This is a genomic window from Methylophaga sp. F-2, assembly GCF_056859315.1.
In genome coordinates this window covers 486,436-501,685 of record NZ_JBSXOF010000019.1, presented here as the reverse complement: position 1 = coordinate 501,685, position 15,250 = coordinate 486,436, and the positions used below count along the sequence as shown (strand labels likewise).

General features: G+C 43.8%; 13 protein-coding genes. 8 read left to right on the top strand and 5 right to left on the bottom strand.

From position 1 onward, the window contains the following. Nucleotide 1 precedes the first annotated feature (1 nt). The 5 genes from AC13DA_RS11740 (at nt 2) to AC13DA_RS11720 (ending at nt 6,174) form a co-directional block, all read left to right on the top strand. Entirely contained in the window at nt 2-1,336 is a 1,335-nt protein-coding gene (locus tag AC13DA_RS11740; protein WP_284451907.1) for a TolC family outer membrane protein, read from the top strand. Between the two features lie 197 nt (nt 1,337-1,533). Then, nucleotides 1,534-2,178, top strand: coding sequence for a MotA/TolQ/ExbB proton channel family protein (locus tag AC13DA_RS11735; protein ID WP_284451906.1), 645 nt, complete (start codon nt 1,534-1,536; stop codon nt 2,176-2,178). Between the two features lie 72 nt (nt 2,179-2,250). Continuing rightward, nucleotides 2,251-2,661 carry an ExbD/TolR family protein gene (locus AC13DA_RS11730; RefSeq protein WP_273181432.1) on the top strand — a complete coding sequence of 137 codons (411 nt, stop codon included), beginning with the start codon at nt 2,251-2,253 and terminating at the stop codon, nt 2,659-2,661. A gap of 33 nt (nt 2,662-2,694) precedes the next feature. After that, nucleotides 2,695-3,693 (top strand): energy transducer TonB, encoded by a 999-nt coding sequence (locus tag AC13DA_RS11725; RefSeq protein ID WP_284451905.1) that lies wholly within the window; start codon nt 2,695-2,697, stop codon nt 3,691-3,693. A gap of 261 nt (nt 3,694-3,954) precedes the next feature. After that, entirely contained in the window at nt 3,955-6,174 is a 2,220-nt protein-coding gene (locus AC13DA_RS11720; RefSeq protein WP_284451904.1) for an NADP-dependent isocitrate dehydrogenase, read from the top strand. A 65-nt stretch (nt 6,175-6,239) separates the two neighbouring features. Here the strand turns inward: AC13DA_RS11720 and AC13DA_RS11715 are convergent, their stop codons facing one another. Together AC13DA_RS11715 and AC13DA_RS11710 are read right to left on the bottom strand one after the other, a co-directional pair. Next, nucleotides 6,240-6,656: a glycine zipper 2TM domain-containing protein gene (locus AC13DA_RS11715; protein WP_284451903.1), complete on the bottom strand. Its 417-nt coding sequence runs from the start codon at nt 6,654-6,656 to the stop codon at nt 6,240-6,242. A gap of 150 nt (nt 6,657-6,806) precedes the next feature. Next, a complete protein-coding gene (locus AC13DA_RS11710; RefSeq protein ID WP_007145222.1) occupies nt 6,807-7,691 on the bottom strand; it encodes a LysR family transcriptional regulator in 885 nt (294 codons plus the stop codon). A gap of 93 nt (nt 7,692-7,784) precedes the next feature. Between AC13DA_RS11710 and AC13DA_RS11705 the strand changes: the two genes are divergently transcribed. Both AC13DA_RS11705 and AC13DA_RS11700 read left to right on the top strand, forming a co-directional pair. After that, the gene (locus AC13DA_RS11705; protein WP_284451902.1) at nt 7,785-9,356 is read left to right on the top strand and encodes an NADH-quinone oxidoreductase subunit L; all 1,572 of its coding nucleotides are present in this window, start codon (nt 7,785-7,787) and stop codon (nt 9,354-9,356) included. Then, nucleotides 9,353-11,746, top strand: coding sequence for a YbcC family protein (locus AC13DA_RS11700; protein ID WP_284451901.1), 2,394 nt, complete (start codon nt 9,353-9,355; stop codon nt 11,744-11,746). Before AC13DA_RS11705 ends, AC13DA_RS11700 begins: the two co-directional genes overlap by 4 nt. Before the next feature lie 30 nt (nt 11,747-11,776). On the opposite strand, the gene AC13DA_RS11695 is transcribed toward AC13DA_RS11700, so the two are convergent. Beyond that, nucleotides 11,777-12,325 (bottom strand): NUDIX domain-containing protein, encoded by a 549-nt coding sequence (locus AC13DA_RS11695; protein WP_284451900.1) that lies wholly within the window; start codon nt 12,323-12,325, stop codon nt 11,777-11,779. A gap of 102 nt (nt 12,326-12,427) precedes the next feature. On the opposite strand from AC13DA_RS11695, the gene AC13DA_RS11690 reads away from it, so the two are divergent. Beyond that, nucleotides 12,428-13,543, top strand: a complete 1,116-nt coding sequence (locus AC13DA_RS11690; RefSeq protein WP_284451899.1) for a choice-of-anchor A family protein — start codon at nt 12,428-12,430, stop codon at nt 13,541-13,543. Nucleotides 13,544-13,616: 73 nt separating this feature from the next. On the opposite strand, the gene AC13DA_RS11685 is transcribed toward AC13DA_RS11690, so the two are convergent. Continuing rightward, nucleotides 13,617-14,054, bottom strand: coding sequence for a hypothetical protein (locus tag AC13DA_RS11685; protein WP_007145215.1), 438 nt, complete (start codon nt 14,052-14,054; stop codon nt 13,617-13,619). Between the two features lie 88 nt (nt 14,055-14,142). After that, nucleotides 14,143-15,180, bottom strand: a complete 1,038-nt coding sequence (locus tag AC13DA_RS11680) for a helix-turn-helix domain-containing protein (RefSeq protein ID WP_482945953.1) — start codon at nt 15,178-15,180, stop codon at nt 14,143-14,145. Nucleotides 15,181-15,250: the final 70 nt, after the last annotated feature.

Below are 15,250 nucleotides of genomic sequence, written 5' to 3'. Positions count from 1 at the left end.
TATGACGTTATGGAGACAAGCTGTTTACCTTGCTGTAATGGGGGCGTTATGTATCCATCAGGCACAGGCATTAGATTTGGTGGAAGCGTATACGTTGGCACGGGCTAATGATCCGACCTTTAAGGCCGCTTATCAGGCGTATCAGGCAGGTAAGGAATACAAAACATTAGGTCGGGCCAATTTATTACCGATGGTCACTGCCAGTTATTCACGGTTTCGTAATCATGCGGATATTGAGTATCAGAATAGTTTATTCAGCCGAACTGAAAAACGTGAATATGCCAGTGAATCCGCTGCGGTTCAGCTACGGCAGCCATTGATTAACTTTGATGCTTATGCCCGTTATAAACAAGGGGTGGCACAAACATCAATGAGTGAACAGGAGTTTGCCATTCGTGATCAAGAACTGATTTTACGTGTGTTTAACCGCTACGCTGCTGTCCTATATGCCAAAGATATGTTGTCACTGTCAGAACGTAAAAAAGCCGCCTATGAAGAACAGATGCAGGCCAATCTGTATATGTATAAACACGGTGAAGGCACCAAGACCGATATTCTGGAATCACAAGCCCGATACGATTTGGCTGAAGCCGATATTGTGGAAGCCAGGGATAACGTTAGTGATGCTCAGGCTGCCTTGGATCAAATCCTGGGCAGAACAACAGAAAGCATTGATCCCTTATTGGATAACTTTACGCTGCTGCCACTGCAAACTGATGATTTAGCCGAGTGGGAAGCGATAGCGTTACAAAATAATATCGAATTAAGCATTCAACGTTATGCCGTTGAGGTGGCACAGCAGGAGCTAAAACGCAGTCAGGCCGGACATTTGCCAAAGCTGGATGCAGTTGCCAGCTGGAATAACAATACCTCTGATACCACCAATACGTATAACCAGGAATCCACCATCCGTTCTGTTGGTTTGCAAGTGACAGTACCGATTTTTTCAGGTGGTGCGACATCGGCGCGCGTGCGTCAGTCACAAGCTAATTTATATAAAGCCAAAGAACAGTTTGATGAGACGGCGAACAAGGTAACACTGGAATTACAGCAGCAGTTTAATCTGGTGTCCAATGCCAAACGCAAACTAAAAGCCTACAGAACGGCGGTCAACTCGGCTGAGATGTTGGTTCACGCGACCAAAAAAAGCATCAAAGGCGGCACCCGTACCAATGTTGATGTGCTTAATGCGGAAAGTCAGTTATTTGAAGCCAAAGCAGATTTATTGCTGGCCCGTTATAACTATCTTCAGAGTTACCTCAATTTTAAAAAAGCGGCAGGCACGCTGGTATTTGATGATCTTGAACATGTGGCATCTCGTTTCCGATCACAGTAAATAACAAGATAGCTGGTCACCAAGGGCGTGTTAAAAACGTGTTTTTGCAAAAAAAGTGTAAATAAATTGTCACTTTTTCATTTTCGATTGGCATAGAGAGTAAGAGCACAACAAAAGGATGCTCGTTCGCGAATGATCTGCTGAAGTTTTTAGTACGTCATTGCTTGTAATATTGAATTCTAAGGAAAGTGGTTTTTATGGATGCAGTTCCAGATATTGTTGATGCGGTACTTATCTTTCTTGTTATTTTGTCTGTGATTATCTGGTCAGTAGGTATTAGCAAATACTTGGCGTTTTATCGTAACAGCCGGTTTGACCGAGAGTTTTTGGCTGTTTTTTCAAAAGCGCGTGATATTCAGGATCTACTGGCGGTGATGTCTTCAACAAAAGGGCGTCTTGCCAGAGTCTGCCAGGCCGGATTGGATGAACTGGTTTCATGGCAGTATCTAGCGAATTCTGTCGCGCCTGATGATAAACGTGAAATGTTGATGCATTCCTTGAAACAACAGGCGCATGCTGAACAAACCCGTATGGAAAATGGCTTATCTATTCTTGCCAGTGTCGGCTCCACAGCCCCTTTTATCGGTTTATTCGGCACGGTCTGGGGCATTATGAATGCATTAAAAAGCATTACGGCGATGGGCTCGGCCAGTCTGGATGTCGTCGCCGGTCCGATAGGGGAAGCGCTGATCGCAACGGCGATTGGTATTGCGACGGCTGTGCCTGCCGTTCTCGCCTACAACTACTTTTTACGAAAAGTCAGATTATCTGCTGCCACCATGGATAACTTTGCGTCTGCATTTCATCTGTTGGTGCTTAAATCCCGTATCAAACACGATTAACAGTCGTGTTTCTGTTATGCCTGTTTTGTCAGGTACGAAAACGATACCCATGAGTAATAGAGGAAGTCTGCTATGGCGATGAATACTGGCGGTGATGACAATATGATGAGTGAAATCAATGTGACGCCCTTAGTGGACGTGATGTTGGTGTTGCTCACTGTTTTTATTGTGACAGCCCCATTATTGATGAACTCGGTGCCGGTGAATCTACCCAAAGCGAGCTCTGATTTAACCCTGACTCAGCCTGAGTCGATCAATATCAGCATAACAGCCGACGGCACTATGTATTTTAGTGATGATCCGGTCAGCCCGGAACAATTGGATGTCGCTCTGAATGAAGCCGCACAAAACGTGGATACCAGCGTTGAGATTTTTGCTGATGAAAAAGCAGAATATGGCACAGTAGCTAAAGTCATGGCAGCGATCCAGCGTGCCGGCATCAGTAAGTTTACCTTTGTGATGCAGCCGGAGTCTGATAGTTAATGTCAGTCAAAACTAGCCGTGTGAAGCCGTAATATGACGACCTGGGTGACCGATTTTTCATCAAACCAGTCTGTCGGTTCAGAGCGATGGCTGCCTGGTTTTTTATGGGCAGTATTGATTCATCTCGTTTTGATTTTGTTATTTATGCCGACCATTGAACATTCGCCGCCGGCAGCGCCTGTGCGTATTACCGTGCAAGTCAGTCAGCTGGAACCGATGGTTGAAGAGGAGGTTGTTGAACCCGAACCACCGCCTGAGCCTGTAGCCCAGGTAAAACCACCGGAAACTAAAAAAAAGATCCTTATCGCCAAGGATGACACACCACCTGAACCGGATGATATGGTGGTGATTGAACAGCCCCCTGAAGTTGAGCCAGTCGAAGAAAAAACACCTGAGCCCAAAAAAGTGGAGCCGAAACCCGAACCCAAGAAAGTCGAAAAGCCCAAACCAAAACCGGAACCAAAAAAGGTTGAAAAGCCTAAGCCCAAACCAGAGAAACCTAAAAAGGTAGAAAAGCCGAAGCAAGAGAAACCCGTGGTGAAACCCAAAGTTGCTGAAAAGGTGGAACCGATTGAGACACCGACGGAGGTCGTAGAGGCACCCAGCACGGATACGTCAGCACAACCCTCGACAAGTTCTGTGGCAAGTAGTGAGAATAGCTCGAATACCAATGCCACGGGTAGCGGCAGCAATCCTGATGAGAAAAATCAGGGGGGCACGGCTGATGTCGATAGAAATACGGCGTGGAAAGGCTATGGGCAGCTGCTATATGCCATGGTGTCCAAAAATAAAAACTATCCGCAATTAGCGATTCGTCGTCATCTTGAAGGCACGGTGATGGTCAGTGTGCGTTTTGAAAAAGGTCGGATGGTTGGCATTTCCGTTGTCGGACAGGGCAGCGGGCATACGGTACTCGACAAGGCGGCACATGAGATGGTGGAAAAAGCCGTCAAGGCTTTGCCTGTGCGTGGTAACTTATCAGGCAAATCATTCAGCGTCGTGGTGCCGGTTAACTTTCGTTTAACAGATTAAACCCATTTGACACTTTTTATCATGGCTAAGTGATGTATAGCGCCAATGAAGATATGATAAAGTGTGTCAGCCAAAATTATGGAAACCCTGCGTTACAGAATCTCTGAATCAACATCGTGCCATTGATGGTCGTTGATTAACGCATAGTCGAAATGCCATTCATATTTCAACATACATACTGTTGCTATGCCGACGCGGGTTGTGTGAGCACATCGGTTTGTGAGCTTGCAATTCAAAATCACATATTTTTAAGGGTTTAGAATGTCGAAAATTATTTATACCAAAGTAGATGAATCACCTGCATCAGCAACCTATTCATTGTTGCCGATTATTCGTGCTTTTACTGCCGATGCCAATATTGATATCGAAAGCCGAGATATTTCACTTGCAGGACGTATCATTGCTAACTTTCCCGATAATCTAACCGACGAACAACGCATTCCAGACCACTTGTCACAATTAGGGGCCTTAACTCAGGACCCGGCCACTAACATTATCAAGTTGCCTAATATTTCTGCTTCTGTACCCCAATTAAAAAATGCGATTGCAGAATTAAAATCTAAGGGGTATGACCTGCCTGATTACCCTGAAGCGCCTAAAAACCCAGAAGAACAAGCCATTAAAGATCGTTATGCCAAAGTATTAGGTTCAGCAGTAAATCCGGTATTGCGTGAAGGTAACTCTGATCGTCGTGCACCTGCGGCAGTCAAAAACTATGCGCGTAAAAATCCGCATAGCATGGGGGAGTGGAAAGCGGATTCAGCCACCGATATTGCACATATGGATGCGGATGATTTTTATGGCAGTGAATTATCCGTCACCTCTGCACAGGCTGATGACTTCAAAGTGAGCTTTATTGATAAAGCAGGTAATGAAACAGTTCTCAAAAAATCGATTCCAGTGTTGGCAGGTGAAGTCGTAGACGCCACGCGGATGCGTGCAAAAAGTCTACAAGCGTTCTATGCCGATGCCATTGCAAAAGCAAAACAAGAAAACGTACTGCTGTCTCTGCATTTAAAAGCCACCATGATGAAGGTCTCTGATCCGTTGATGTTTGGTTTTGCCGTCAAAGTGTTTTTTAAAGACCTCATTGAAAAACACAGCGATCTGTTTGATGAGCTGGGTGTGGACTTCAATAATGGTTTAGGTGATTTATACAGCCGCCTGGCCAATGTTGATGACGAAACCAGAAAAGCGGTGGAAGCGGATATTGAAGCGGTCTATGCCAGCCAGCCTGATGTGGCGATGGTGGACTCGAATAAAGGCATTACTAATTTCCATGTGCCATCTGATGTCATTGTGGATGCGTCTATTCCAGCAATGATCCGTGCCGGTGGCAAAATGTGGAATAAACAAGGCCAGCAGCAAGATACCTTAGCGATGATTCCGGATCGTTGTTATGCCGGTGTCTACAAAACAGTCGTTGATGACTGCAAACAAAAAGGGGCTTTGGATCCGGTGACCATGGGCACCGTGCCTAATGTGGGCTTGATGGCACAAAAAGCCGAAGAATATGGCTCTCATGATAAAACCTTCCAGGCGAAAGCTGATGGCAAAATTATTGTTACCAACCAACAGGCTGAGACCGTGTTTGAGTTTGATGTGGAAGCAGGCGACATCTTCCGTATGTGTCAGACCAAAGATGAGCCAATTCGCGACTGGGTGAAATTAGCTGTGAGTCGCGCCCGTTTATCGGATACGCCTGCGATCTTCTGGTTGGATGAAAACCGGGCACATGATGCTGAATTAATTAAAAAGGTAAATGACTATTTGCCTGAGCATGATACGGCAGGATTAGATATTCGAATCTTGAATCCGGTGGTGGCCACACAACTCTCTTTAGATAGAATTCGTGCCGGTAAAGATACCATTTCTGTCACCGGTAACGTGCTACGTGATTACAACACCGATTTATTTCCGATTCTGGAATTAGGGACATCGGCGAAGATGTTATCGGTCGTGCCACTGATGCAAGGTGGTGGTTTATTTGAAACCGGTGCCGGTGGTACCGCACCGAAGTTATTAGACCAATTGATTGATGAAAACCATCTGAGTTGGGACTCTTTAGGCGAATTGATGGCTTTAGCAGCCTCATTGGAGCATCTCGCGAATACCCAGGATAATCCAAAAGCGAAAGTATTAGCTGACACTTTGGATGCCGCGACAGGTAAATTGCTGCAGGAAAACAAATCACCTAAAGAAAAAACCGGTGAATTAGATAATCGTGGCAGTCATTTCTATTTAGCGATGTACTGGGCTGAAGCACTTGCTGAGCAAACAGATAATGCCGAGTTAAAAACGGTATTTACACGTATTGCTCAGGCACTGATAGAAAACGAAGCTAAGATTGTGGACGAACTGAATGCTGAACAAGGTAAAGCCGTCGATATGGGTGGTTACTATATGCCTGATGACGATAGGATGAATAGTATTATGCGTCCAAGTAACACCTTTAATACGATTCTGGCTCAGCTTAAATAATCTGGTTTGATGTTAATAAAAAAGCCCCGTTAATCGGGGCTTTTTTGTTTCTTTCTACAGAGTAATTAATAACGACCGTGATAATAGTCATGGTCGTGTTGGTATTTTCTATGTTGATGCTCTACAGCTTTGCGATATTTCCGATATTCACGTGCTTTATCTTTGTGATATTTGGCATCTAGACGTGCCATTTTTTGTTTGTATTTCCAATGTTTTTTATCGTAGTGATCGTTATGATGGTGGTGATGGTAATCATCACGGTAACGGTTTGATGAGACCTGAGTAGTGACGGCTGAACCAACAGCGCCACCAATTGCTGCGCCTAAAATAGCGCCGTTTTGACCACCCATTTCATGGCCTACCGCCGCACCTACCGCGCCTCCGATACCACCGCCAATCGCGGCATTAACGGTATTATTGTCAGCTAGTGCGACACCCGACATCATTGATGATGCCAAAATAATAGGTATTAATCGCTTCATATCTACCTCCTGATTATTGGTATCCACTTTTGTGAAAGTGAAAAAGAAGCTAGACAGCAAGGTTATCTATTAACAGCTTAGGTAACCGTGCTGTCATGATGAGTTATAACAATCAGGAAGTTAAGTCATGGTTAAGATAGGTAAAGACTGTTAATCGACAATATTCTTTTGAAGCAGGTCGGTCACAATTTCAGGCACAAAAGTCCGTTTAATGGTGATGGCATAAAAGTGTTCATAGACATTGGGTAACACTTGGTACTCTGACAGGTTGCCACTGGATATTTCATCTTTGACGACCACGGCTGGCAGGGCGGTGATGGCGCCGGTATCACGCACCAAAAGTCGTAACATCGCCATATCATCAGCCTCGGCAATAATATCGGGCTCGTAACCCAGCGTTGCACAGTAGGCATCAAACGCTGAGCGTATTTCTGTAATCTTGGTGGGCAGAACCCATTTCAGATTTTCATAACCTTGTGGAAAGGTGTTATTGGGATTTTGTTGCGCTGGTCCAATAATCGATACTGATTGCCTCGATACTAACTGACTTTGCCATATCGCATCATCATTCTGTTGGCTGACGGAACGATTGGTCAGCACAAGATCCAGTTCATGACTGGTCAGGCCATTCAGTAAATTAGTCATACCCCGAGTGGTGAGTGTGAAGCTGACATTGGGCTGTTTGAGCAGCGGGCTGATAAAGCTTTCGGTAAAGTTTCGCGATAAGGTGGTGAGCACACCAATATTGATGTGTTTTTGTGTGGCTGTTCCTCCTTTATTAATAAAGGATTGTAATTCTTCACCGGTGGTAAATATCTCATCTGCATAGCTTAGAACTTTTCTGCCCACATCGGTTAATAACAGTTGTCTGCCAGCGCGTTCAAATAATCTGACATCCATCGATGTTTCGAGTTGTTTGATTTGTTGTGATAAAGCTGACTGTGAAACATGGCATTCATCAGCTGTTTTTGTGATACTCCCAGACAGAGCAACACGCCAGAAATAATAGAGATGATGATAGTTGATTTTAGCCATAGTTAAGTAAAACTTATCTTTTTGTTAATAAATATCTATTTTATTTATGTTAAAGCATTTGCCATACTCTCTTCAACTTAAGGAGGTGTGTTTGTGAATCTTGATCTGACAGCTGTTTTGCCCATTCTTATTCCGCTGACATTGTCATTAGCCGGCTTTATCACAGGCTTAAGTCGTATTAGTGACAAAACGCGTCAGATAATGCTCAAATGGATTTCGGCAGCCATTATGATCTCCGCTATCGTCATTACAGCGGGACACATCGAAAAAACAGACAAGCCACAAGCATTACTGGCAATGAATAATGTGAATCTGCTGGTGCTATTGCTGGTGTGTTTTATGGCGATAGTGTTAATCAAATTCTCACAGCGTTATCTGTTTGCTGAGAAAAACACTCATCGTTACTGGCGTTGGTTATTCCTCAGTTTAACGTCCGTCTCCGTCGTCATTGTCAGCAATCATTTATTACTGTTCTGGTTGGGCTGGGTGTCTATTAGTTTATGTTTCCATCGCTTATTATTGTTTTATCCCGACAGACCACGCGCCGTTCTGGCCGCACATAAAAAATTTATTTTAGCGAGAGTAGCCGAGATTTTTTTACTCAGCGCAATTGTATTGTTGTACTCACAGCTGGGGACGTTTTATCTGGCTGAAATGACCAATCATTACATGAGTGCAGGTATTCCGGTTGAACTGAGTCTGGCAGAAAAATGTGCGGCCATTATGCTTGCCTTAACTGCCTTGATTAAGTGTGCACAGTTACCCGTACATGGCTGGTTGATTCAGGTTGTGGAAGCGCCAACACCAATCAGTGCTTTATTGCATGCGGGCATTATCAATCTGGGTGGCTTTTTATTACTGAGTTTTGCCCCATTAATCGCCTTCAGCCCAGATGCACAATGGTTGATATTGATTATTGCAGGGCTGAGCACCTTGATTAGTGCCTTGGTGATGATGACGCGTATCAGCGTTAAGGTAAAACTGGCCTGGTCAACCTGTGCTCAGATGGGCTTGATGCTGATTGAATGTGCTTTAGGTTTGCACGAATTAGCCTTACTGCATCTAATTTCTCATTCACTTTATAAGGCTTATATGTTCCTCAGTGCCGGTGATGTGCTACAGGAATATAGCTTGAAGCAATTAGCGCCGCAGAAAAATGTGACGTTTATTTCTGCCATGTCGAGTTTATTATTGGTCGTTATCAGCACCTATGGGATTGTGTATTTCACTTCTTATTCAGGGCCACTGAGTGTTTGGTTATTAGTAAATACAGCGTTGGCGCTATATCTGGTCTCTGCTGTCAGAAATGGCACCATACTTCAATTTTTAACTTCTTGTCTGACAGTGGCGTTACTGGTTGGCTTTTACATGGGCGGGAAAACCATTTTGACTTGGGTAATGCCACCTTTGCCGGCGAGTACGATGTTTGACGCCATGGACATCTGGTTGTCTGCACTCTTTGTTGCCTTATTTTTACTTGCCGTACAGGTGCGAGTATTTCCTCAGGCTAAAGCGACCAGAACCTTATATCGCTGGTTGTTTTCTGGTTTGTATTTAGATGAACTCATGACCCGTCTGACCTTGTTTCTCTGGCCGATCACGTTAAGACCAGAGACAGCTATCAAACAGAACGATCCGTCGCTTACCAAGGAGCCCACTTCATGAACAGTGTTAATAAGTCATTAACTGAACTCAGTGTTGAGCATGCGACTGCCATCAATCAAGCGAGTTCATTGATTGCCCCAAGCTGGCCTCTGGATCGATTTATTGCGGTGAATGCCCTGTGGGAGTTTCGTGAGCAAACCATCGAGTCTGCTTCAGCCAGAGTAGGGGCATTACAAGGTTTGAAAACCACAATGTCAGCTGACTATTACCTTGATTTATTCGAACAAGGCGATATTAGTGAGTCGGCATTAATTGAATCTGCTAAGGCTTATGATGCCAGCACTGTGACAGTTGATGAACTCAAGGCAACACTTGAACAGGCCCAGCCGAATGCGGCTTTGAGCATTGCTGAAATTGCCGATTTAAGCCGTGATCATCACAAAATGCGTTGGCAGGATGAAATCGTTCACCAGGTAAGTCAGTTTTGTGGTGAGTTTGTGAATCAGGAGCCTGAGACTTTCGATCATCTTTACGCTGCCTGGCTGGATTTCACGCGCCATGATTACGGCATGTCATTGCTGATGGGCGAGAAAAAACTGCGCCATGCTTTCACTCAGCTGCCCGATAATCCATACAGCTTGTTTGCTCAGGCTGTTGCTGAGTTGGAATTATCTCCACAACAACTAGAGTTGTATGCCCATAAGTTATTGATGTGTATTAATGGCTGGGCCAGCTATTTTGCATGGCAACGTTGGGAAAACCGTCTCAATAATCAACAAACAGCCTGTGTCGAAGCGCTACTAGCGATTCGGATCGCCTGGGATTTGATTATCTGGCGTCAGTTGAAAAGCAAGCCTGGGCAGGTTGAATTCAGCACATTAAAACAACAGTGGCAGCATCAAAAAGCGTCTTTGATGTCGCGCATAGCCGCCCATCATGAATATGCCTGTCATTATTGGATATGGGCTTATGCAGCTGAACTGAGTTACCAACGACAATTACAGAAAACCTTAAACCAAACAGCCAAGCCGCTTGATTCAGCACCGGTCTTACAAGCCGCATTTTGTATTGATGTACGTTCTGAACGTATCAGACGCAATCTGGAATTACAGAGTGATGCTATTCAAACTATTGGTTTTGCTGGTTTCTTTGGCTTACCTATTACATATCAACCGGCACAGACTCAGGCAAATCGTCCACAGCTACCGGGCTTGATTGCGCCTTCAGTGATGGTGAGTGAGCAAACGCCGAATCATAAGAAATTGAATAAGGTGAGTAACGCAAGTACTTGGAAAAACTGGGCGAGTTCACCGGTATCGTCATTCACCATGGTAGAAACCATGGGCTGGACCTACGCTTATAAACTGATTAAAGATAATTTCTTTAGTAAAAAGAAAGAAAAATTAATAGATGAGTTCACCCACCATCAAGACTGGCAATTAACTCAAAACCACACTGAGTTAAGCTTGCTCGAAAAAGTTAATTTGGTTACCGGCGTACTTAAAGGCATGGGACTGACGAAGACGTTTGCATCCACCATATTATTGCTGGGCCATGGTAGTGAAACTCGCAATAATTTGCATGCCTCAGGTCTGGACTGTGGTGCTTGTTGTGGTCAGAGTGGCGAGGTGAATGTCCGAGTTTTAACCAGCCTGTTAAACGATCCTGCTATCAGAACGGAGCTGCAAAAAGCGGACATCCATATTCCAGAACAAACACGTTTCATAGCAGGATTACATAACACCACAACTGATGAAATTGTGTGTTTTGACACATTGAATAATGATGATATTGAAGCCTGGTTAAAACAGGCTTCCATAGAAACTCGTCGTGAACGCGTTCAGATAATGGATGCAGCATTAAAAGACCTGGATGATGCTGCATTAGAAAAATCACTTAAAGACAGAGGCAAAGACTGGTCTGAAGTGCGTCCTGAATGGGGCTTGGCCAATAATGCGTCATTTATTGTGGCGCCGCGTCAACGTACGCGTGGACTGGATTTACAAGGACGCTCCTTTTTGCATGATTATGACTGGCAGTCAGACGCTGAATTTGCATTACTAGAGCAAATCATGACGGCGCCGATGATCGTCACGCAGTGGATTAATATGCAGTACAACCTATCGGTGACAGATAATACGTTTTTCGGCAGTGGTAATAAGTTGTTACACAATGCCGTTGGTCAGCATGTCGGCGTGTTTGAGGGGAATGGTGGCGATTTACGAATTGGTCTCGCAATGCAATCTATTCATGATGGAGAGCAGTGGCGTCACCAACCACTTAGACTCAGTGTTTATATTGCTGCTCCGAAACAAGCGATTGAAAATGTGATTGCCAAGCATAAAACTGTACGTGATCTTGTTGAAAACGGTTGGTTGTTTATCCTGCAGTGGTCTGATGATAATAGCTTTGCACGTTATCAAAACAGTGGTTGGCATGAGGCAAAATAAAGCTTGCTGATCGCTTTGATGCAATTAGTGTTAGCGACGAATCAAGGCCAGCTTTAATAAGGCTGCCACTGACATGGCATCAATGATATCGCCGTTCATTGCCATGTCTATGGCGGTATCCACCGGGACTTTTATCAGTTCGATATCTTCTGTTTCTTCCAGTTGCTGTTCACCGGCTGTCAGCTCTGTGGCAAGAAATATATAAGCTTTTTCGTCTGTCACTGAGTTGGAGGTACGTAATTCCATGAGTGGCTGCCAGTTTTTAGCGGTCAATCCCGTTTCTTCTTTGAGTTCTCTTTTCGCCGCTTCCAAGGGAGGCTCATCAAGTGGGCCGCCACCTTCTGGAATTTCAATGGTGGTTTCATTATTTGGATAGCGACTTTGTTGTACCAACCAAGTATGATCGTCTTCATCAATGGCGATGACGCCAATGGCGCGGGATTTGAAATGAACCACACCATAGATACCTTCGCTGCCATTGGGTCTGATGACTTCTTCATGACGGATTTGAATCCACGGATTGTCATAGACTATCTGCAGTGATTTCTGTATCCAGCCACCTATTTTTGTTTTTGACATATTAATTTGTGATCAAAAAATAAAAAATAGTACTTTAGTACAATAGATATTTACTTGCAGCACTAATAAGCTTTAAGTAATCACATATAAGGAAGATTCAAAATGCGTTTTTCTAAACTTGCCATGGTCGGATTAGTTACTTTAAGTGTCAATCAACTTGCGTACGCTGATGCTGTTGAGATTGACGCCATGTCTCTTCTTAATCAATACAATCTCATTACTAGCGGTAATGTGATCAGTACTTCTGAAATTGATGGTAACGCATTAATCGGTGGCAATGTTACTGGTGGCATGTACAACATGCATTCAACTTCCAATGCAGTCGTTCCTTCTCTGACTGTTGGCGGTGACCTTAACGGCACTGTGCAAACAAAAGGTAAGGGCGTTAACATCGGTGGTAATGTGTCGGGCTCACTGAACATTAATGACGGTGGCGATGCATATATGAACTCAGTCTCAGGCTGGGTGCAAAATAATGCCAACGGTAATGGTTCGACCTCAGTCATCGGCGATATTTCTGGTAGTGTCAATACCAACGGCGGTAATACCATCTATGGCGGCACTAATACAGGTTTTGCTGGCGCTAACGGCAGTGGTACGGTTATCAATCAACCTGTATCAGCACCGTTTGACCCGGCTGCTGCAGCAGCAAATGCGGTGAATACATTAGGCCAGTTTTCGAACCAGTTAGCAGGCACTGATTTCAATAGTAACTACACCATTACCGGTGGCAAAGTGACTTTTAATGCCACACCAAATACCGATGGACTGGCTGTGTTTAATATTAACGACGGTCAGAGCTTCTTCGAGAGCGTCAATGAGTTTGCATTTAATCTCGGTAGTGCTACCAGTATTTTATTCAATGTCTTTGATGACGCACTTTCTGAATACGATATCAGTGTGAATTTCCTGGCTAACTCAGCCGTTGATTTAGCCGATATGCTGTTATGGAATTTTGTTGATGCAGATAGTCTTCATATCACAGCACAATTTGGCGGTAGCATTTTAGCGCTGGGTACGGATGTGACTACTTATGGCAATATTGAAGGCACATTAGTGGCTAGAAGCTTGAATCAAAATGCTGAAATTCACTCACAGCCATCTGGTTTTATTCCTCCATCAGCAGTGCCTGTTCCTGCAGCAGCCTTTTTGTTTGCTCCAGCATTACTTGGCTTCTTAGGTCTGCGTCGTAGAGCAAACCTACAAAAAGCGGCTTAGTAATTTGTTCCAGGTAAAAATAAAAAGCCACCTTAAACGGTGGCTTTTTTGTTTCTAATACTTTTATGAATGACTATTTTTGTCGCTCTAATGTGGCACAACCTGCAGTCGCATGCTCCCAGGTTTCCACATAACAGGTGCCTATCGTATTGTCGTTAAGAATACGACCATGGACATAACCATGGCTTGGTGTTGATACCCAGGTGAAAGACTTATTATCAGGATAAATTACACCGAAAAAGTGTTTAGTGCCATCAGCATAAGTAAAAGTGCCGCGAAAACGACGATCTTGCTGTTCTGTAATAGTGACGGTTTTATCATCCCAGGTTTTATAACCTTTTTCATCGGATACCGTGAGATTAACACCACTCCAGGTGCCAACCAGATTAGGAATCTGTTTCGCTTTTATCTCAGTTTGGTAATAGTAATAAGCAATTCCTGCGGTATTCACTAACACGAGTAGCCACAATAAGAATTGTGAAGCGGCATTACCGGATTGTTTTTTTATCATTTTATTTCTCTCTCTGGGTGAAAAGTCATCACTACGATGATCATAAAAAAGTAAAGCAACGTCCTACTTTATCAATTTAAATTGATGATTAGGCGTCAAAAATGAGCAGTTTATTTTTAGCTTCTTGTCGAAAACGACGGGGCGATACACCAAATTGTGTTTTAAACGCCCGACTAAAGTGAGCCATATTGTTAAATCCGGATTCCAGTGCAATCTCGGTAATGGTGCGATGCATAAACTGCCGGCTGTTTAATTTTCGATAGACGCTGTTGAGTCGTTGTTGTGTGACGTAACGCATTAATGATGTCTGCTCAGCTTGAAGAAGGTTATTGATGTAACGCACGGACAGACCCACCGCATCAGATATCATTTTGGGTGTTAAATCATGGTAGTGGCAGTGTTGATTAATATACCGTTTCACATGAAATAGTGTTGAGCTTTGTGTGTTAGATAGTTGAACTGACTTAGGTTCCAGTTGATTGAGTGATAAGGTCAGTAAATCAACAAGAGGATCTTGCAAGGAGTGAAAGGCATTGCTATCCAGTATATCCAGTTGTTGCGTCAGAGACTGGATACAGGATGCTGCGATGGCTGCAGTGCCGGATTGAGTTGTTATTTTCTTTGCTGTCAGATTACCTACATGACTGATCCGTTGTCTCAGATAGTCTCTGGGGAGCGAGATAATTACTTTTGATAGAGCCTGTGGCATGGTAATGCGGTGCCATTGTGTTGCATCGTATAAGGTCATATCACCTTTTTCTAAAAAGACTTCACGACCATCTTGTTCGAGTTTGTATTTTCCCTCAGTAATTAAAACAGCAAAATAACAATCCTGGCTGATATCCGTCGGTTCTCTTGATAAACGCTCTATTTGCAGTGAATGAGATTTAATGGGCGATAAACGCACACCATTTTGCCATGGATATATCGCCATTTCGTTAAATACCGGTTCATCATTAAACGGATTAACATCGACATTCGCGTACTCACGTCCAATCACTTCTTTTAACCAATCCAGTCGGTGTGAATGTGGCTGATCATCAGTACATAAGCGCTGCCCATGTAATTGGGAAAGGCTAGTATTCATGTTTCTCTCTCTCATATTGACCATCGCTTTATCGGTCATGTTATTGCGCCTTTTGAGTCAAGACGTCGGTTTTTATAAGTGGATAATAACACAGAAAAAAATGAGAAAT

What these genes read in the sequence shown, in the direction of transcription:
- AC13DA_RS11740 (WP_284451907.1), top strand. Translation starts at nt 2, where the DNA reads ATGACGTTATGGAGACAAGCTGTTTACCTTGCTGTAATGGGGGCGTTA.
- AC13DA_RS11735 (WP_284451906.1), top strand. Translation starts at nt 1,534, where the DNA reads ATGGATGCAGTTCCAGATATTGTTGATGCGGTACTTATCTTTCTTGTT.
- AC13DA_RS11730 (WP_273181432.1), top strand. Translation starts at nt 2,251, where the DNA reads ATGGCGATGAATACTGGCGGTGATGACAATATGATGAGTGAAATCAAT.
- AC13DA_RS11725 (WP_284451905.1), top strand. Translation starts at nt 2,695, where the DNA reads ATGACGACCTGGGTGACCGATTTTTCATCAAACCAGTCTGTCGGTTCA.
- AC13DA_RS11720 (WP_284451904.1), top strand. Translation starts at nt 3,955, where the DNA reads ATGTCGAAAATTATTTATACCAAAGTAGATGAATCACCTGCATCAGCA.
- AC13DA_RS11715 (WP_284451903.1), bottom strand. Translation starts at nt 6,656, where the DNA reads ATGAAGCGATTAATACCTATTATTTTGGCATCATCAATGATGTCGGGT.
- AC13DA_RS11710 (WP_007145222.1), bottom strand. Translation starts at nt 7,691, where the DNA reads ATGGCTAAAATCAACTATCATCATCTCTATTATTTCTGGCGTGTTGCT.
- AC13DA_RS11700 (WP_284451901.1), top strand. Translation starts at nt 9,353, where the DNA reads ATGAACAGTGTTAATAAGTCATTAACTGAACTCAGTGTTGAGCATGCG.
- AC13DA_RS11695 (WP_284451900.1), bottom strand. Translation starts at nt 12,325, where the DNA reads ATGTCAAAAACAAAAATAGGTGGCTGGATACAGAAATCACTGCAGATA.
- AC13DA_RS11690 (WP_284451899.1), top strand. Translation starts at nt 12,428, where the DNA reads ATGCGTTTTTCTAAACTTGCCATGGTCGGATTAGTTACTTTAAGTGTC.
- AC13DA_RS11685 (WP_007145215.1), bottom strand. Translation starts at nt 14,054, where the DNA reads ATGATAAAAAAACAATCCGGTAATGCCGCTTCACAATTCTTATTGTGG.
- AC13DA_RS11680 (WP_482945953.1), bottom strand. Translation starts at nt 15,180, where the DNA reads ATGACCGATAAAGCGATGGTCAATATGAGAGAGAGAAACATGAATACT.